The sequence below is a fragment of the Kitasatospora sp. NPDC058965 genome (genome assembly GCF_042741245.1).
Lineage (GTDB): Bacteria > Actinomycetota > Actinomycetes > Streptomycetales > Streptomycetaceae > Kitasatospora.
Map to the genome: position 1 here is coordinate 1 of NZ_JBHYKG010000176.1, position 17,426 is coordinate 17,426.

Genomic DNA, 17,426 nt, shown 5'->3' on the forward strand with positions numbered 1-17,426 from the left:
CGCCTCCGCAGCGGACTCGGCCGGCTCCGCGGCGGCTTCCGCGGCCTCGGGGGCCTCGACGGCCTCCGGGGCCTCGACGGTCTCGGCGGACTGCGCCTCGGCCGGCGCGGTGTCCTGCCAGTGCTCCATCCGGCGCGGCCCGGCCGCCAGCTTCGCCTCGAAGGCGGCGGCCTGCTCGGGCGCCATCGGGGCCCAGGCGCACAGCAGCCCGCCCGCGATCAGCCCGGGGATCAGGCCCATCAGGAAGCCGCCCAGATTGGAGACCGGGATCGAGATCAGGGTCAGCACGGTGACCCCGATGCCGCAGAAGATCCGGCTGGCCGGCTGGAACCAGGCCGAGATCCCGAGGGCGATCAGCAGCACGCCGATGATCAGCGAGCCGGCCCCGGCGGTGGTGGACATCGCCACCGTGAGCCCGCCCAGGGTCAGGTGCGCGTACGGGAAGTAGAGGATCGGCACCCCTGCGAAGGCCGCCAGCAGCCCGCCCCAGAACGGCCGGCTGCGGCGCCAGGCGCGGAAGCGGCGCCACACGCGGGTGGGCCGGCCGGCGCCTTCGGGCCAGAGGGGGGCAGTTGCGCTGGTCACGATGGAACTCCTCGCGGGGTCTGTCCGAGGGCTGGTGCTCGGGGTTGTGCGGCCAGGGGACGGCTCGAATCAGCCGCCCCCTGCCCGCCGGGGCCATCACGATGGCCTCGGTCCGCTCCGTTCGGTGCCGCCCGGCGCCGTGCTCCGGTCGGACGGCCCGTCAGGGACGGACTAGTAGCACTCGGTGGTGCCCTGGTTGATGTTCAGCTTCAGGCCCGGGAGCTTGAAGGTGCCGGCCGAGGTGGCCCAGGCGGTCTGCTGGACCTTGGACAGCTCGGCCTGCGGGGCGGACTGGGCGAAGCCGGTCGCACCGGTCGGCAGGCCGTGGCCCTGGATGTCCTTCCAGCCCTGGGTGGCGGTGCCCTGCAGGGTGGAGGCGTCCTGGCCGATGTTGATCTTCTGGAAGGTCGCGTCGGCGTTGAGCTGGTTCAGGTCGATCAGCAGGTTGTCGGCCTGGACCTGGCCCGCGTCGTCCTTGGGGGCGACGCCCGCCTGCTCCGGCGCGGTACCGGCGTTGAGGACCAGGGTCCACTTGCCGAGGCCGATCGGGGTCAGGTCGGTGACCACCGACTGGCACAGGTTGTGGATGGTCGCGTGGTCGAACGCCGACACCGCCACCACGTGCGGGGTCTTGCCGTCCGCCTGGACGTCGACCGAACCGAACTGGGCGAAGTTGGTGCCGGTCAGGTGGTCGGTGGTGACCTTGAAGCTCTGACCGGAGACGCTGAACGAGGCGGCCAGCGCGCTCTGCGCGATGCTGACGCCGATGCCGGCGGTGGCGGCGATGCTGGGCACCATCACGAGGGCGAAGCGCTTCCAGCGGGTCTTGCCGTAAGTCTTGGACATGCGTGTCCTCCTTCTCGGACGTACATCTCCGGTCGGGCCGGCACGCTGTGCGCGGTTCCCGTCCTGGGATGGGAGACGACCTACGTCCTCGGTAGCGACGACCTCCGGCCCCGGGCGAACCGGTGGTCGGCGATCACCCCCGAGCGACAACCAAACGATCACGCGGGGTCGCGCGACCGGAGCGAGGACAGGAACCGCGGTGGGACGCGGACACCCCCCTGCCCTCCAACCGCCGGTTGGGGCCGGCGGTCACCCGGTGGGGATCCCGCGCTCCAGGTGTCCGGCAGAGGGCCGGGGAGTGAAGTGAGGGACCGGGCGTGGCCGATCGTGCTGGAATCCCGGCCGAAGCACAAGGGGTTCCTTACTGACGGGTAATCCAACATTCGGCGGCAATGATCATGACCGAGCCATGCCATATACGGAGAGTGACGCCCGCCGGAGGTCGTGCCGGAGAAATCTCCTGGAAACAGGAACGAAACACCCCTGCACGGTCACCCGAGGTGACCGTGCAGGGGTAGTGTCAAGATTTGATAAACCCGAGGAGGGGTCCCCCGATTGTCGCCTTATCACTGACGACACCGCAGGTCACCCCCCGTGCCACGGATTGCACCGGGGGTCGGGCCGACCGACCGTCAGAAGAGCACCCTGGCCAGCGCGGTGCGGGCCGCGACCACCCGCGGGTCGTCCGGGCCGATCACCTCGAAGAGCTCCAGCAGCCGCAGCCGCGCGGCGTCCCGGTCGGCACCGGCGGTGCGGCCCACGGTGTCCACCAGGCGGCCGAAAGCGTCCTCGACGTGGCCGCCGACCAGCTCCAGGTCGGCCGCGTCCAGCTGGGCCCGCACGTCCGCCGGCCCCTGGGCCGCCGCGGTGCGCACCGCCTGGACGTCGAACCCGGCCACCCGGTGCAGCAACTGGGCCTGGGCCAGGCCGAGCTGGGCCTCGGCGTTGCCCGGCTGGTCGGCCAGCACGTTCTGGTAGGCCTGGATCGCCCCGGGCAGGTCACCGGTGTCCAGCGCCTCGTGCGCGGCGGCCAGCGCCGGGTCCTCGGGCCGGCGCGGCGCGACCGGCGCGTCGTCCGCCGGGGCGGCCCCGCCGCCCACGATGCCGAAGCGCTGCTCGGCGACCGCGATCAGCTGGTCCAGGATCTTGCGGACGTTGGCCTCGTTCTCGGCCCCCTGGAAGAGCGGCACCAGCTGGCCGGCGACCACCGCCATCACGGCCGGGATGCCCTGGATGCCGAACTGCTGGGCGATCAGCTGGTTGGCGTCCACGTCGATCTTGGCGAGCACGATCCGGCCGGCGTACTCCTCGGCCAGGCGCTCCAGGATCGGGCTGAGCTGCTTGCACGGGCCGCACCACTCGGCCCAGAAGTCCACCACCACCGGAACCTCGGTGGAGCGCTGGACGACCTCCTCCTCGAAGGTCTCCTCGGTGACGTCGAGCACCAGCTGGTAGCCGGGCCCGACCGCCTCGCCGGCCTCCACCTGCCGGGCCCGCTCGACGCGGGCCTGCTCGGCCTTCTGTGCGGCCTCCCCGGCCGCCTTCACCGCGGCGAGGTCGACCGCGCCGCGCAGGGCGGCGCTGTTCAGATGCGTGTTCCGTGGCTGCATGGCACCATCCTCCCCCGTCCGCGCCGGTGCCGGGCGCCATCCGCGGCGAAAGTCCGCGGATGCCCCTGCGCAGCTGTCGAGTCCGACCGCGCGGATCCCCACCCGCGCTGCGCGTCCGGCCCTCCCACAGGACGGACGCGTGGTTGTCGCTCTATTCGCTACAGGTCGTAGCGTATCTGCCGGGCACCCCCCGTACGCAACCCCCCTCAAGGCGTGCTCGACGTGATGTGTCCCACTTTCCGCGCCCGGCAACTCCCGCTACCGTGAACCTCCCCCACCCAAGCTACTCATCAGTACAGTCAGGAGCCGCGGTGCCCCTCACCCCGCAGCCGTCCCCACCGCGCGCCAAAGGGCGGCCGCGCAGCGCCGCCGCGGACCAGGCGATCCTCGACGCCACCCGGGCCGCCCTCGCCGAACTCGGCTGGGGCGGACTGACCATGGGCGACGTCGCGGTGCGCGCCGGCGTCGCCAAGACCACCCTGTACCGCCGCTGGCCGTCCAAGAACGAGCTGGTGATCGACGCCATCGCCAGCCTCTTCGACCAGTTGGAGATGGTCGACCGGGGCAGCCTGCAGGCCGACATGGAGGGCGTGGTCACCCAGTTCGCCGACCTGCTGGCCCGCCCGGAGAGCCAGGCCGGCCTGCTGGCGCTGTTCGCGGAGGGCACCCGGGACGCCGAACTGCGCCGCCGGATCCGCGAACACATCGTCGACCCGCAGAAGCGCCTGGTGCACCAGGGCCTGGCCAACGCGCTGGCCCGCGGCGAGATCACCGTGCTGGGCGACCCGGTGGAGCGCGCCGAGGAGATCGACATCATCTTCGACACGGTGGCCGGCGCGGTGGAGCACCGGATGCTGGTCAGCGGCGAGCCGGCCAGCCCGGAGTGGATCAGCCGGTTCACCTCGCTGCTGCTCAACCCGGGGCTGACCCGGCCCTGCTGAACGCGCCGCAGGGGCCGCCGGGCGGTTGCCCGACGGCCCCTGCGGGCGCCACGGGGTCAGAAGCCGGCCGGCTCCCGGTAGATGCCCCACTCCTGGCGCAGCACGTCGCAGATCTCGCCCAGGGTGGCCTCCGCGCGGACCGCCTGCAGCATCGCCGGGATCATGTTGGCGCCGCTGCGCGCGGCCGCCAGCATGGCGTCCAGCCCGGCCCGCGCCGCCGCCTCGTCCCGCGCCGCCCGGCGCTCGGTCAGCACCCGCACCTGCTCGCGCTCGACCTCGTGGCTGACCCGCAGGATCTCCAGCTCCGGGGTGACGGACTTGGGGAAGCAGTTGACGCCGACGACCCGCTTCTCGCCCTTCTCCACCTTCTGCTGGTACTGGAAGGCGGCCTCGGCGATCTCGCCGGTGAACCAGCCCTCCTCGATCCCGCGCAGGATGCCGGCGGTCATCGGGCCGATCGGGTGGTCCGCGCTGCCCTTGGCCAGGATCTTGGCGAAGATCTCCTCGGCCTGGGCCTCGATCCGGTCGGTCAGCGCCTCCACGTACCAGGAGCCGCCCAGCGGGTCGGCCACGTTGGCCACCCCGGTCTCCTCCATCAGCACCTGCTGGGTGCGCAGGGCGATCTCGGCGGCCTGCTCGCTGGGCAGCGCCAGCGTCTCGTCCAGCGCGTTGGTGTGCAGCGAGTTGGTGCCGCCCAGCACCGCCGCCAGCGCCTCCACCGCGGTGCGCACCACGTTGTTGTAGGGCTGCTGGGCGGTCAGCGAGACGCCCGCGGTCTGGGTGTGGAAGCGCAGCCACTGCGCCTTCTCGGTCTTCGCGCCGTACCGCTCGCGCAGCCACCGGGCCCAGATCCGGCGGGCCGCGCGGAACTTGGCGATCTCCTCGAAGAAGTCCAGGTGGGCGTCGAAGAAGAAGGACAGGCCGGGGGCGAAGACGTCCACGTCCATGCCGCGGGACAGGCCCAGCTCCACGTAGGCGAAGCCGTCGGCCAGCGTGTAGGCGAGCTCCTGGGCGGCCGTCGCCCCGGCCTCGCGGATGTGGTAGCCGGAGACCGAGAGCGGCTTGTAGGCGGGGATGCCCTCGGCGCAGTACTCCATCAGGTCGCCGATCAGGCGCAGGTGCGGCTCCGGGGCGAAGAGCCACTCCTTCTGCGCGATGTACTCCTTGAAGATGTCGGTCTGCAGGGTGCCGTTGAGCACGCCCGGGTCGACCCCCTGGCGCTCGGCGGCCACCAGGTACATGCAGAAGATCGGCACCGCCGGGCCGCTGATCGTCATCGAGGTGGTGACGTCGCCCAGCGGGATCGAGTCGAACAGCACCTCCATGTCGGCGGCCGAGTCGATCGCCACCCCGCAGTGGCCCACCTCGCCGAGCGAGCGGGCGTCGTCGGAGTCGTACCCCATCAGGGTGGGCATGTCGAAGGCGACCGAGAGGCCGCCGCCGCCGGCCTCCAGGATCATCCGGTACCGCTCGTTGGTCTGCTGGGCGTTGCCGAAGCCGGCGAACTGGCGGATGGTCCAGGCCCGGCCGCGGTACCCGGTCGGGTGCAGGCCGCGGGTGTACGGGTACTCCCCCGGCCAGCCGATCCGCTCGAAACCCTCCTGCTCCTGGCCGGCCGGCGGGCCGTACACCGGCGCCACCTCGTCGCCCGAGAGCGTGGTGAAGTCGGCCTCGCGCTTGCGCGCGCCGTCGTAGCGCTGCTGCCAGCGCTGCCTGCCGCGCTCGATCTCGTCGGCGTCCATGGGCTCCGCTCCGGTCAAGTAGTAGGACGTCCTAGAAATTTACTCGGACGTCCTACTACTTGTCGATGCCCGACCGCACGCAACAGGGCCCCCGCCTGCTCGGCGGGGGCCCTGTCGGGGGTCGGTCGGGGTGCTCAGACGCCGACCGGCTGCTCGGCGGGGGCCGCGGTGGTGGCCGCGGCGGCCTCGCGGACCACCCGGCGCTCCGCGACGAACGAGGCGAACGGGATGCACCCGGCGGCCAGGGTGAACAGCAGGCGGCCCATCGGCCACTTGAGCTTCTGGCCGAGCAGGAAGGTCACGATGAAGTACCCGATGTACAGGTAGCCGTGCAGCATGGCCACGTACATGGTCGCGTCCTTGGCGGCGCCGAAGCCGTACTTCGCGATCATGAAGCCGCAGAAGATCAGCAGGGCGCAACCGGTGGCGATGGCCAGGGCCCGGTACCAGGCCAGCAGGGGGGTGGGCTTCATGAGGGGCAGCCTTCGGCTCGACAGGGGGGCTCGTTAGAGGGTAACCGCCCTCACGGGGCCTCTTCGGCGGGGGTCTCGGCGAAGTCGCCGGCCGCCACCCGGAGCGGCTTGAGCAGGTCGAACACCTGTCGGCACTGGTCCTCGTCGTAGGACTCCAGGCCGAACTCGATCGCCATCAGCTCGCGGGTGGCCTGCTCCACCACCTCGCGTCCGCGCGGCGTGATCGCCGCCAGCACCCCGCGGCCGTCCAGCGGGTTGGGCCGCCGGGAGACCAGTCCGGCCCGCTCCAGCCGGTCCACCGTGTTGGTCACGCTGGTCGGGTGGACCATCAGCCGCTCGCCGATCTTGGAGAGCGAGAGCTCGCCGGTCCGGCTGAAGGTCAGCAGCACCAGCGCCTCGTAGCGGGCGAAGGTCAGCCCGTACGGCTTGACCACCGCGTCCACCCGGCCCAGCAGGATCTGGTGGGCGCGCATGACCGAGGTGATCGCGGCCATCGCCGGCACCTGGCCCCAGCGGCGGGTCCAGAGCTGGTCGGCTCGGGCGATCGGGTCGAAGTCGAGCGAGAGGGGTTTGGCCACGTCCTCACCGTACCGGCGGGCCGCCGGGCGCTTCCCGGACGGCCCGCATGGTGGGACCGGAGCGCGCTCAGGCGACGGCGGGCGCGAGCTCGCCGCGCTCCTCCTTGGCCAGCATCCGCTCGGCGAAGAAACCGCCGGTCGGCAGCACCGACAGGACCAGCAGCAGCAGCGCCCGCTTGGCGGACCACTTCTGCTTCTGCCAGGCCAGGCCCAGGAAGGCCACGTAGGCGAGGAAGAGCATGCCGTGGACCATGCCCATCACCGGCACCGCGTCGAAGCTGGTGGTCCGCTTCAGCACCGAGCAGACCAGCAGGAGTATGAACGACAGGCCCTCGGGGCCGGAGACGAGTCGCAGCCGGTGGGCGGCACTGTTCTGCATCGCGGAGTACCTCACGGAGGTCGGCGGGGGCGGCGCTTGTGAACCGGGGCACAAGCCGTCGCCCATTATGGGCATCGATGCCGCGCCGGCCACGCCCGGGGGGCCCGCAGGTGCCCGAGGTCACATCCGTGGCCGCCGTCCGAACGGCGTCGCTATCCTGCTGCCGCACGGCCCGGTGACGGGCCCGACACCGGGGGAAGCACTGTGTTCAACCGCGACTGGAACCGCCGCACCTGCGCCAAGCGCGGCCACCTGACCTACGCGCCCACCGAGCCCGCGCTGCGCGAGCGGCTGCAGGTGGCCACCGCGGCCGGCGAGGCCTGGCGCTGCCTGCGCTGCGGCGACTTCACGCTCGGCGCCCCGCACGGCTCCGGGCCGGCCGACCACGCTCCGCTGGTGCCGCGCGGCAAGGCGCTGCGCGACCTGTTCGTGCTGCGCTTCCTGGCGGTCGAGCGGGCCCTGCGCGGCGTCCTGGGCATCCTGGTGGCCTGGGCGGTCTGGCGGTTCGCCAACAGCCAGGACGCGGTGCACCAGCTCTTCGACCAGGACCTGACGGTGTTCCGGCCGGTGGCCGACCACTTCCACTGGGACCTGGAGCACTCCTCGGTGGTCGACACCATCCGCAAGACCTTCGACTACAAGAAGAACACCCTGACCTACGTGGCCGGCGGCGTGCTGGCCTACTCGCTGATCGAGCTGGTCGAGGGCGCCGGACTGTGGCTGAACAAGCGCTGGGCGGAGTACCTGGCGGTGATCGCCACCGCGGCCTTCCTCCCGCTGGAGGGCCTGGAGCTGACCCACCACGTCAGCCCGATCAAGCTGGTCACCGTCGCGCTCAACGTCGCCGCCGTACTCTGGATCCTGCTCTCCAAGCGGCTGTTCGGGCTGCGCGGCGGCCACCGGGCGTTCGAGGCGCAGCGCCACTCGGCCTCGCTGCTGGAGGTCGAGCGGGCCGCCGTCGCGGTACCGGCCGCGGCCGGCGCGGCCTGAGCCGGGCCACCGCGGCACCCGTTCGAGTGCGTCCCGCCGCCGACCGGGTGGCGGGGCCGCCTTAACTTGTAGAAAGTTGAACAAACTCGGGTATCATGGGCGCCATGGACACGCACGCCACCGAGCCGGCCGAGCTGCCGGGCGCCCCCGCCGAGGACGACACCCCCTGGCTGACCGCCCGGGAGCAGCGGGTATGGCGTGCCCACCTGGAGGTCAGCAAGCTGCTGGAGTACCAGCTCGGCCGCGAGCTGCAGCAGCACGAGCTGGCGATCAACGACTACGAGATCCTGGTGGTGCTCTCCGAGGCGCCGGACCGGCGGATGCGGATGACCGACCTGGCCACCGCCACCCTGCAGTCCAAGAGCCGGCTCTCGCACCAGATCACCCGGATGGAGAGCGCCGGACTGGTGCTGCGCCAGGAGTGTCCGGGCGACCGCCGCGGCCTGTACGCGCACCTCACCGAGCAGGGCTGGCAGACCCTGCGCAAGGTCGCCCCGGACCACGTGCGCAGCGTCCGGGCGCACTTCATCGACCGCTTCGAGGGCGACCAGCTGGACGCCCTGTACGAGGCGCTGGCCCCGATCGCCGAGCACCTGCGCGGGCTGCGCGGCCGGGGCTGAGCCCCGGGCCGCGCCCGGGGCGGCCTAACGGTCCGTCAGGCCCGCGACCAGCCGGTCCGCCGCGCCGTACGGGTCCAGCGTGCCGTCGGCCACCTGCTCGGCCAGCGCGTCCAGGTGCCGGTCGCCGTGCAGGTCGCCGATCCGCGCGCGCAGCTGCGCCAGCGCGATCACCTCGATCTCCTGCGCCGCCCGGCGCCGCCGCCGGGCCGCCAGCTCGCCGCGCTCCTCCAGCCAGGCGCGGTGCTTCTCCAGCGCCTCGACCACCTCGTCCACGCCCTCGCCGCGGGCCGCCACGGTCTTGACGATCGGCGGGCGCCAGTCCCCCGGCTCGCGCGCCTCGCCCAGGCCCAGCATGTGGCCCAGCTCCCGGGCGGTGGCGTCCGCCCCGTCCCGGTCGGCCTTGTTGACCACGAAGAGGTCGCCGATCTCCAGGATGCCCGCCTTGGCCGCCTGGATCCCGTCACCCATCCCCGGGGCCAGCAGCACCACGGTGGTGTCGGCCTGGGCGGCCACCTCCACCTCGGACTGGCCGACCCCGACGGTCTCCACCAGGATCACCTCGCAGCCGGCCGCGTCGAGCACCCGCAGCGCCTGCGGGGCGGCCCAGGACAGGCCGCCCAGGTGGCCGCGGGTGGCCATCGAGCGGATGAACACGTCGGGGTCGGTGGCGTGGTCCTGCATCCGCACCCGGTCGCCGAGCAGCGCCCCGCCGGAGAACGGCGAGGAGGGATCGACCGCCAGCACGCCCACCCGCTTGCCGAGCCGGCGGTACGCCGACACCAGCGCCGAGGTGGAGGTCGACTTCCCGACCCCGGGCGAGCCGGTCAGGCCCACCGTGTAGGCCCGGCCGGTGTGCGGCGCCAGCGCCGCCATCGCCTCGCGCAGTTCCGGCGCGGCGTTCTCGACCAGCGAGATCAGCCGGGCCACCGCCCGCGGGCGTCCCGCGCGGGCCTGCTCCACCAGGGTCGGTACGTCGATCATTGAGCCACGCCGTTCATTGAGCAGAGTCTCCCCTTCGCGTCGGCCGCCGTCAGGCCTTGGGCACCCGGATGATCAGCGCGTCGCCCTGGCCGCCGCCGCCGCAGAGCGCGGCCGCGCCGGTGCCGCCGCCGCGGCGGCCCAGCTCCAGCGCCAGGTGCAGCACCACGCGGGCGCCGGACATGCCGATCGGGTGGCCCAGCGCGATGGCGCCGCCGTTCACGTTGACGATGTCGGCGCCGACCCCCAGGTCGAGCATCGACTGGTGGGCGACCGCGGCGAAGGCCTCGTTGATCTCGATCAGGTCCAGGTCCTCGACCGCGATGCCCTCCTTGGCCACCGCGTGCTTGATCGCGTTGGACGGCTGGGACTGCAGCGAGTTGTCCGGGCCGGCCACGTTGCCGTGCGCGCCGATCTCGGCGATCCAGCTCAGGCCCAGCTCCTCGGCCTTGGCCTTGCTCATCACGACCACGGCGGCGGCGCCGTCGGAGATCTGCGAGGCGGTGCCGGCGGTGATGGTGCCGTCCTTGGTGAAGGCCGGGCGCAGCTTGCCCAGCGCCTCCGCCGTGGTCTCGCCGCGGATGCCCTCGTCCTGGCTGAACAGCACCGGGTCGCCCTTGCGCTGCGGGATCGCCACCGGGACGATCTCGGCGTCGAAAAGCCCGTTCTTCTGGGCGGCGGCGGCCCGCTGGTGCGAGCGGGCGGCGATCTCGTCCTGGACCTCGCGGCCGATGCCCAGGCGGGTGTTGTGGCGCTCGGTCGACTCGCCCATCGGGATGTTCTCGTAGGCGTCGGTCAGGCCGTCGTACGCCATCGCGTCCAGCATCTGGATGGCGCCGTACTTGTAGCCCTCGCGGGACTTGGGCAGCAGGTGCGGGGCGTTGGTCATCGACTCCTGGCCGCCGGCCACCACGATCTCGAACTCGCCGGCCCGGATCAGCTGGTCGGCCAGCGCGATGGCGTCCAGGCCGGAGAGGCAGACCTTGTTGATGGTCAGCGCCGGCACGTTCAGCGGGATCCCGGCGGCCACGGCGGCCTGGCGGGCCGGGATCTGTCCGGCACCCGCCTGCAGCACCTGGCCCATGATCACGTAGTCGACCTGGTCGCCGCTGACGCCCGCCCGCTCCAGCGCCGCCTTGATGGCGATGCCGCCGAGCTGGGCGCCGGAGAAGTCCTTCAGCGAGCCGAGCAGGCGGCCCATCGGGGTACGGGCCCCCGCGACGATCACGGAGGTGGTAGCGGTGGAAGCGGTAGGCATGGCACGAGCCCCTTCGCACGTTCGGCCATCGAGTCCGTCCGGCGGTGAGGCACGACGACGGGCCCGGGGAGAGGGATGCTGCTCAATGTACTGAGGTGTAACCCGGGCGTCACCGCACCATCGGTGTGATCAGGCTCGCACGCGGCCCGCTGGCGCCCGCCTCGGCATCTGCGCTGCACTGGTGCGACCCGTCCCTCAGGAGGCTTCACGTGTTGACCCGGATCGACCACATCGGTATCGCCTGCTTCGACCTCGACAAAACGGTCGAGTTCTACCGTGCCACGTACGGCTTCGAGGTGTTCCACAGCGAGGTCAACGAGGAGCAGGGCGTCCGCGAGGCCATGCTGAAGATCAACGACACCGGCGACGGCGGCGCCTCCTACCTCCAGCTGCTGGAGCCCACCCGCGAGGACTCCACGGTGGCCAAGTGGCTGGCCAAGAACGGCGAGGGCGTGCACCACATCGCCTTCGGCACGGCGGACGTCGACGGCGACGCCGCGGACATCAGGGCCAAGGGCGTGCGGGTGCTCTACGACGAGCCGCGGCGCGGTTCGATGGGTTCCCGGATCACCTTCCTGCACCCGAAGGACTGCGGCGGCGTGCTGACCGAGCTGGTCACCTCGGCCCTGCCGGGCGAGCACTGACCCGTCGGTAACCTCGCCAACCCCGGCCCTGCCCGGTTACAGGCCCGCTCCGGCCCACTACACTGCCCAGGGTCGCAGGGGAGTCCCGTATCAGGGCACGGCTGAACGGTCGCAGTTCGGATCTGTCACCATTCTCCATAGGCAAGAGTTCGCCCAGGAGTCCAGCACCCCGGCGGAGCGCGGTGCACCGTGCCCCACCGGCCACGACTCCGACCACGGTCCGGGTTCGCCCGTGCGACCGGGGATGCAAGGACCGGCGCGGCCGGCCCCCGACGGGGCCGGTACCGGTCGAGGACGCGACCAGGAGATGGATGGGACCGCGCAGTGCGGGGCAACGACCGCTACGAGGTTGATGATCACCTCTCCCAGTTCGAGGCCGAGATGGACCGGCTTCGCAAGGAGCGGGACAAGACCGTCGAGCATTCCGAGGACCTCGCCTACCAGGTGGAGGTGCTCCGGGCCAAGCTGCACGAATCCCGTCGGCAGCTGGCTCAGCCGCGCGCCTTCGACTCCGTCTCCGGTCAGGCCGAGCAACTGCTGCGCACCGCCGAGCTGCAGGCCCAGCAACTGCGCGCGGACGCCGAGCGGCACCTGCGCGAGTCCCAGGCGGCCACCCAGCGCCTGATGGCCGAGGCCGCCGAGCGGACCGCCCGGCTGGAGGCCGAGCTGCAGGCCCGCCGCCGCCAGCTGGAGGACGAGCTGGTCGAGCTGCGCCGGGCCGCCGAGCAGCACGTCAGCGAGAACGTCAACTGGGCCGAGCAGACCCGGGCCGGCACCGAGCAGGAGGCCCAGCGGATGCTGGGCGAGGCCCGCGCCGAGGCGGAGCGGATGATGGCCGCCGCCCGGGCCGAGGCCGCCGCCCTGTCCGACCAGGCCCGCGCGCAGACCGCCGCCGACGTGGACGCCGCCCGCGGCGAGGCCCAGGCCGCCGCCGAGGCCGCGCTGCTGCGCGCCCAGAACGACGCGGAGCGGCTGCTCCGCTCCGCCGCCGAGCAGGCCCAGCAGGCCAACGTCGAGGCGGCCAACGAGGCCCAGCAGCAGCTGGCCGGCGCCCAGGCCCAGGCCGAGCGCAAGCTGGCCGCCGCCGAGCAGCAGATCGCCCGGCTCCAGCAGGAGGCGGTCCGCGACCGCGAGCTGGCCGAGGCCGCCGCCGCCCGGGCCGCCGCCGAGATCGAGCGGCTGCGCGAGGAGGCCAGGGCCGAGGCCGAGCGGGCCCGCCGGGAGGCCACCGAGCTGCGCGAGCAGGCCACCCTGGCCGCCGAGGAGCTGCGTGCCGAGGCCGAGGCCACCGCCTCCCGCAAGGTCGCCGACGGCGAGGCCGCCAGCGAGCAGCGCTCGCAGACCGCCAAGGCCGAGGTGGCGCGGATGGTGGCCAAGGCCACCGAGGAGGCCGACCGGGTCAAGGCCGCCGCCGCCGAGCTGCTGGCCCGGGCGCAGACCGCCCAGGCCGAGGCGGACGCCGCCAAGGCCGCCGCCGACGACGAGAACGCCCGCCTGCGCACCGCGGCCGAGTCGGTCGCCACCCAGCTGCGCGAGGAGGCCGAGGCCGCCATCGCGGAGCAGCGCGCCGCGGCCGAGGCCCAGTCCACCGAGCTGCTGGCCGAGGCCCGCGCCGCCGCCGAGGCGGTCCGCGCCGAGGCCCGCGAGCAGGGCCGGGCCGAGGGTGCCAAGGACGCCACCGTCCACCTGGCCAAGGCCGCCCGCAGCGCCGAGGAGGCGCTGGCCCGGGCCACCCAGGACGCCGAGGCCACCCGGGCCGAGGCCGCGGCCGAGGCCGAGCGGATCCGCACCGGGGCCGCCGCCGAGGCGGAGCGGCTGCGCGAGCAGGCCCAGGCCGCCGTGGAGCAGGCGCAGAACGCCGCTCTGGACGACGCCGCCGACTTCCGCGCCCGGATGGAGCGGATGCAGGACGAGGCCGCCCAGCAGCGCGCCGAGGCCGAGCAGCTGCGCGCCCAGGCCGCCGCCGAGGCCGACAAGGTGCGCGGCGAGGCGCGCCGGCAGGCGGTGGCCCAGATAGAGGAGTCCGCCAAGAGCGCGGAGGAACTGCTCACCAAGGCCAAGGCCGACGCGGACGAGCTGCGCGACGGCGCCGCCGCCGAGGTCGCCCGGCAGCAGGCCGAGGCCAAGGACCGGGCCGCGCAGACCCAGGCCCGGGCCGAGCAGACGCTGCAGCGGGCCACCGCCGAGGCGGAGAAGCTGGCCGCCGCCGCGGCCCAGCAGCACAAGGACGCACTGGGCGCCGCCAAGGCCGCCGCCGCCGAGAACCGGGCCGCCGCCGAGCAGGAGACGGCCGAGCTGCGCCGCGAGGCCGCCGCCTACGACCGCCGGGTGCGGGGCGAGGCCGAGGCCGCCGCCACCGCCGTGCAGACCGCTGCCCAGCAGGCCGCCGAGGAGCGCGAGGGGCAGGCCCGCGCCGAGGCCGACCGGCTGCGCGCCGAGGCGGAGGCCGAGGCCGCCGCCCTGCGCGAGGAGAGCCGCCGGGCCGCCGAGCAGGCCGAGGTCGCGCTGCGCCGCGAGCGGGAGGAGACCGCCGAGGCGCTCACCGCCGCCCGGCAGGCCCGCGAGCAGGCCGAGGCGGCCGCCGCCGAGCTGACCGGGCGCACCGCCGCCGAGACCGCTGCCGAGCGCGAGGCCGCCACCGCCGAGGCCGCCCGGGTGCTGGCCGAGGCGGAGGCCGCCGCCACCGCACTGCGCGCCCAGGCCGCCGAGCAGTTGGAGCAGGCCGAGTCGGCCGCCGAGACCGCCCGCACCGAGGCCAACGAGGAGGCCACCGCGCTGGTCGCCCGGACCGCCGAGGAGGTGGCCGCGCTGCGCGCGGAGGCCACCGAGGCGCTGGAGCAGGCCCGGCAGGAGGCCGCCGCAGCCACCGCGGCCGCCACCTCCGGCGCCGCCGAGCTGGTGGCCGCCGCCGAGGACGAGGCCGCCCAGGTCCGCCAGTCGGTGGCCGGGCTGCACGAGCGGGCCTCCCAGCAGGTGGCCGAGCTGGTGGAGCGGGCCGAGCGGGACACCGCCGAGGACCGCGAGCGCACCGCCGCCGAGCTGGCCGAGCTGCGCGCCACCGCGGAGCGGGAGACCACCGAACTGCGCGAGCGCACCGCGGCCGAGACCGCCGCCGAGCGCGAGGCCGCCACCGCCGAGGCCACCCGGCTGAGCACCGAGGCCGAGGCCTACGGCGAGCGGCTGCGCGCCGAGGCCGAGGGCCACGACGCGGCCGTGCGCGAGCAGGCCCGCGCCTTCGCCGAGCAGACCCGGACCGAGGCCGAGGCCGAGGCCGCCCGGGTGAGCGGCGAGGCCCGCGAGTACGCCGAGAACCTGCGGGCCGAGGCCGAGGCCTACGCCGCCCGGCTGCGCGCCGAGAGCGAGGCCCAGGCGCAGTCGACCGTGGCCGACGCCGATGCGCAGGCCCAGCAGACGGTGGCCGCGGCCGAGGAGCACGGCGCCGCCCTGGTCGCCGAGGCGGAACTGTTCGCCACCCGCCTGCGCACCGAGACCGAGGAGTACGCCGCCGCCACCCGCACGCTGGCCGACGAGTACGACACCACCAGCCGCGCCAACGCCGACGCCTACGACCGGTCCACCCGCGAGCAGGCCGAGCAGTACGACTCGGCCACCCGGGCGCAGGCCACCACGGTGCTGGAGAAGGCCTTCGCGGACGCCGAGTCGCTCGGCGAGGAGGCCCAGACCACCGCGCTGGCCACCGCCACGGCCGCCGAGGAGCAGGCCGACGCGATGGTGGCGGCGGCCCGCAAGGAGGCGGACCGGCTGGTCGCCACCGGCGAGGCGGCCGGTCAGGCCGAGGTCGAGCGGGCCCGGGCGGACGCCGACGCGCTGCTCTCCGAGGCCCGCCGGGACGCCACCGCGATCCGCGAGCGCGCCGAGGAGCTGCGCGAGCGCACCGAGGCCGAGGTGGAGGCGCTGCACGAGCGGGCCCGCAAGGAGAACGCGCAGGCGATGAAGAGCGCCGGCGAGCGGGTGGACACCCTGGTGACGGCGGCTCAGGAGCAGCTCGCCGAGGCCGAGGAGCAGGCGGTGAGCACCGTCGCGGAGGCCGAGGAGCGGGCCGCCGCCCTGGTCGCCGCCGCCGAGGAGCGGGCCGCCGAGCTCACCTCGCAGGCCTCCTCCGAGGCCAGCAAGGTGCGCATCGCCGCGGTCCGCAAGGCCGAGGGCCTGCTGAAGGAGGCCGAGCAGAAGCTGGCCGACTCCGACGCCAAGGCCGAGGCGCTGAAGATCAAGGCCGAGGAGCGGCTCAAGGCGGCGCAGGACGAGGCCGAGCGGCAGTTGGAGGACGCCGCCGAGGAGGCCGGCAAGCGCCGCCGGGCCGCCGAGCAGACCGCCGCCGAGCAGCTGCGGCTGGCCGAGGAGGAGGCGGACCGGATCCAGTCCACCGCCCGCTCCGAGGCCCAGCGGGTGACCAGCGAGGGCCGCCGCGAGCTGGACGAGCTGGTGCGCCGGCGCAAGGACATCAACACCGAGATTTCGCGCGTGCAGGACGTCCTGTCCGCGCTGGAGGCCTTCGAGGCCCCGTCGTCCGCGCAGCAGGCGGCGGGTCGCGAGGCCGGTTCCAAGGCGTCGGCCGCGTCCGGCGCCAAGGGTTCGAGCGGTGCCAACGGGGGATCAAAGGCGGGCGCGGGAGTGGGCGCCCCCCGTTCGAGTGGCAGCAGGTCCGAGCGGACACCACCCGATTGAGCGGACATTGTCCGACAGCCATAGGCATTTTGCCTACGACACTCCGATAACGTGTCAGGATTCCCTCAACCACCTCATTGGTTTGACGACAGGAAGCCCAGCCCCATGAGCGACAGTCACTCCCCTCACGGCTTCGACCTGGTGCGCCGTGGGTACGAGCGCGCCCAGGTCGACGAGCGGATCACCAAGCTGGTGGCCGACCGTGACAGCGCGCTGGCCCGGATCAGCGCCCTGGAGAAGCGGATCGAGGAGCTCCACCTGGAGACCCAGACCGCGCAGGCCGCGGTGACCGAGGCGGAGCCCTCGTACGCCGGCCTCGGTGCCCGGGTCGAGAAGATCCTGCGGCTGGCCGAGGAGGAGGCGAAGGACCTGCGCGAGGAGGCGCACCGCGCCGCCGAGCAGCACCGTGAGCTGGCCGAGGCGGCCGCCCAGCAGGTCCGCACCGAGGCGGAGAACTACGCCAAGGACCGCAAGGCCAAGGCCGAGGACGAGGGTCTGCGGATCGTCGAGAAGGCCAAGAGCGACAGCGCCCAGCTGCGCGCCGAGGCCAACAAGGACGCGCAGAACAAGCGCGAGGAGGCGGACGCCCTCTTCGAGGAGACCCGCACCAAGGCCGCCCAGGCCGCGCTGGAGTTCGAGACCAACCTGGCCAAGCGCCGCGAGCAGTCCGAGCGCGACCTGGCGGCCCGTCAGGCCAAGGCCGAGAAGCGGCTGGCGGAGATCGAGCACCGCGCCGAGCAGCTGCGCCTGGAGGCCGAGAAGCTGCGCACCGACGCCGAGCGCCGCGCCCGCCAGACCGTCGAGACGGCCCAGCGCCAGTCCGAGGACATCGTGGCCGACGCCAACGCCAAGGCCGACCGGATCCGCAGCGAGTCCGAGCGCGAGCTGGCGGCGCTGACCAACCGCCGCGACTCGATCAACGCCCAGCTCACCAACGTCCGCGAGATGCTCGCCACGCTCACCGGTGCGGCCGTCGCCGCGGCCTCGCTGCCGACCGACGACGCGCTCGGCGTGCCGGCCCAGCAGTCCCGCTGACGCCCGCCCGGGGACCGGGCTTCCGCAGTCGTACGGCCGTCGGCCCCACTCGAACGAGTGG

General features: G+C 73.7%; 15 protein-coding genes. 6 read left to right on the forward strand and 9 right to left on the reverse strand.

Features of this window, described 5'->3' with window-relative positions:
- From ACFW1A_RS25695 to trxA, 3 genes are all read right to left on the reverse strand, one after another.
- Positions 1 to 585: DUF6114 domain-containing protein (locus ACFW1A_RS25695; protein ID WP_380412324.1), on the reverse strand; the 585-nt coding region annotated here is incomplete at its 3' end.
- A gap of 171 nt (positions 586 to 756) precedes the next feature.
- Positions 757 to 1,431, reverse strand: a complete 675-nt coding sequence (locus tag ACFW1A_RS25700) for a DUF6230 family protein (RefSeq protein ID WP_380412326.1) — start codon at positions 1,429 to 1,431, stop codon at positions 757 to 759.
- 632 nt (positions 1,432 to 2,063) lie between these two features.
- Entirely contained in the window at positions 2,064 to 3,041 is a 978-nt protein-coding gene (gene trxA, locus ACFW1A_RS25705; protein ID WP_380412329.1) for a thioredoxin, read from the reverse strand.
- Positions 3,042 to 3,352: 311 nt separating this feature from the next.
- Between trxA and ACFW1A_RS25710 the strand changes: the two genes are divergently transcribed.
- A complete protein-coding gene (locus tag ACFW1A_RS25710) occupies positions 3,353 to 3,982 on the forward strand; it encodes a TetR/AcrR family transcriptional regulator (RefSeq protein WP_380412332.1) in 630 nt (209 codons plus the stop codon).
- 56 nt (positions 3,983 to 4,038) lie between these two features.
- On the opposite strand, the gene ACFW1A_RS25715 is transcribed toward ACFW1A_RS25710, so the two are convergent.
- The 4 genes from ACFW1A_RS25715 to ACFW1A_RS25730 form a co-directional block, all read right to left on the reverse strand.
- Positions 4,039 to 5,724, reverse strand: a complete 1,686-nt coding sequence (locus ACFW1A_RS25715) for a methylmalonyl-CoA mutase (protein WP_380412335.1) — start codon at positions 5,722 to 5,724, stop codon at positions 4,039 to 4,041.
- Positions 5,725 to 5,858: 134 nt separating this feature from the next.
- Positions 5,859 to 6,197, reverse strand: a complete 339-nt coding sequence (locus ACFW1A_RS25720) for a DUF3817 domain-containing protein (RefSeq protein ID WP_380412338.1) — start codon at positions 6,195 to 6,197, stop codon at positions 5,859 to 5,861.
- A 50-nt stretch (positions 6,198 to 6,247) separates the two neighbouring features.
- On the reverse strand, positions 6,248 to 6,775 hold the full coding sequence (locus tag ACFW1A_RS25725; protein WP_380412341.1) for a MarR family winged helix-turn-helix transcriptional regulator: 528 nt from the start codon (positions 6,773 to 6,775) through the stop codon (positions 6,248 to 6,250).
- A gap of 67 nt (positions 6,776 to 6,842) precedes the next feature.
- Positions 6,843 to 7,154, reverse strand: a complete 312-nt coding sequence (locus tag ACFW1A_RS25730) for a DUF3817 domain-containing protein (RefSeq protein WP_380412344.1) — start codon at positions 7,152 to 7,154, stop codon at positions 6,843 to 6,845.
- 204 nt (positions 7,155 to 7,358) lie between these two features.
- Here ACFW1A_RS25730 and ACFW1A_RS25735 point away from each other — a divergent pair, with 204 nt between their 5' ends.
- Both ACFW1A_RS25735 and ACFW1A_RS25740 read left to right on the forward strand, forming a co-directional pair.
- Positions 7,359 to 8,144, forward strand: coding sequence for a DUF2127 domain-containing protein (locus ACFW1A_RS25735; RefSeq protein WP_380412347.1), 786 nt, complete (start codon positions 7,359 to 7,361; stop codon positions 8,142 to 8,144).
- Between the two features lie 104 nt (positions 8,145 to 8,248).
- On the forward strand, positions 8,249 to 8,764 hold the full coding sequence (locus ACFW1A_RS25740; RefSeq protein WP_380412350.1) for a MarR family winged helix-turn-helix transcriptional regulator: 516 nt from the start codon (positions 8,249 to 8,251) through the stop codon (positions 8,762 to 8,764).
- Positions 8,765 to 8,788: 24 nt separating this feature from the next.
- On the opposite strand, the gene meaB is transcribed toward ACFW1A_RS25740, so the two are convergent.
- Positions 8,789 to 9,745 carry a methylmalonyl Co-A mutase-associated GTPase MeaB gene (gene meaB / locus ACFW1A_RS25745; protein ID WP_380412353.1) on the reverse strand — a complete coding sequence of 319 codons (957 nt, stop codon included), beginning with the start codon at positions 9,743 to 9,745 and terminating at the stop codon, positions 8,789 to 8,791.
- Between the two features lie 49 nt (positions 9,746 to 9,794).
- Entirely contained in the window at positions 9,795 to 11,000 is a 1,206-nt protein-coding gene (locus tag ACFW1A_RS25750) for an acetyl-CoA C-acetyltransferase (protein WP_380412356.1), read from the reverse strand.
- Between the two features lie 209 nt (positions 11,001 to 11,209).
- Between ACFW1A_RS25750 and mce the strand changes: the two genes are divergently transcribed.
- The 3 genes from mce to ACFW1A_RS25765 all read left to right on the forward strand — a co-directional run bounded on the left by mce (position 11,210) and on the right by ACFW1A_RS25765 (position 17,365).
- Positions 11,210 to 11,644: a methylmalonyl-CoA epimerase gene (gene mce, locus ACFW1A_RS25755; RefSeq protein ID WP_380412359.1), complete on the forward strand. Its 435-nt coding sequence runs from the start codon at positions 11,210 to 11,212 to the stop codon at positions 11,642 to 11,644.
- Between the two features lie 324 nt (positions 11,645 to 11,968).
- On the forward strand, positions 11,969 to 16,330 hold the full coding sequence (locus ACFW1A_RS25760) for a hypothetical protein (protein WP_380412362.1): 4,362 nt from the start codon (positions 11,969 to 11,971) through the stop codon (positions 16,328 to 16,330).
- A 105-nt stretch (positions 16,331 to 16,435) separates the two neighbouring features.
- Positions 16,436 to 17,365: a cellulose-binding protein gene (locus ACFW1A_RS25765; RefSeq protein ID WP_380412365.1), complete on the forward strand. Its 930-nt coding sequence runs from the start codon at positions 16,436 to 16,438 to the stop codon at positions 17,363 to 17,365.
- Positions 17,366 to 17,426: the final 61 nt, after the last annotated feature.

Excerpts from the sequence above, each read along its gene's own strand:
- ACFW1A_RS25730 (WP_380412344.1), bottom strand. The coding sequence starts at position 7,154 with ATGCAGAACAGTGCCGCCCACCGGCTGCGACTCGTCTCCGGCCCCGAG.
- ACFW1A_RS25750 (WP_380412356.1), bottom strand. The coding sequence starts at position 11,000 with ATGCCTACCGCTTCCACCGCTACCACCTCCGTGATCGTCGCGGGGGCC.
- trxA (WP_380412329.1), bottom strand. The coding sequence starts at position 3,041 with ATGCAGCCACGGAACACGCATCTGAACAGCGCCGCCCTGCGCGGCGCG.
- ACFW1A_RS25700 (WP_380412326.1), bottom strand. The coding sequence starts at position 1,431 with ATGTCCAAGACTTACGGCAAGACCCGCTGGAAGCGCTTCGCCCTCGTG.
- ACFW1A_RS25715 (WP_380412335.1), bottom strand. The coding sequence starts at position 5,724 with ATGGACGCCGACGAGATCGAGCGCGGCAGGCAGCGCTGGCAGCAGCGC.
- ACFW1A_RS25720 (WP_380412338.1), bottom strand. The coding sequence starts at position 6,197 with ATGAAGCCCACCCCCCTGCTGGCCTGGTACCGGGCCCTGGCCATCGCC.
- meaB (WP_380412353.1), bottom strand. The coding sequence starts at position 9,745 with ATGATCGACGTACCGACCCTGGTGGAGCAGGCCCGCGCGGGACGCCCG.
- ACFW1A_RS25765 (WP_380412365.1), top strand. The coding sequence starts at position 16,436 with ATGAGCGACAGTCACTCCCCTCACGGCTTCGACCTGGTGCGCCGTGGG.
- ACFW1A_RS25740 (WP_380412350.1), top strand. The coding sequence starts at position 8,249 with ATGGACACGCACGCCACCGAGCCGGCCGAGCTGCCGGGCGCCCCCGCC.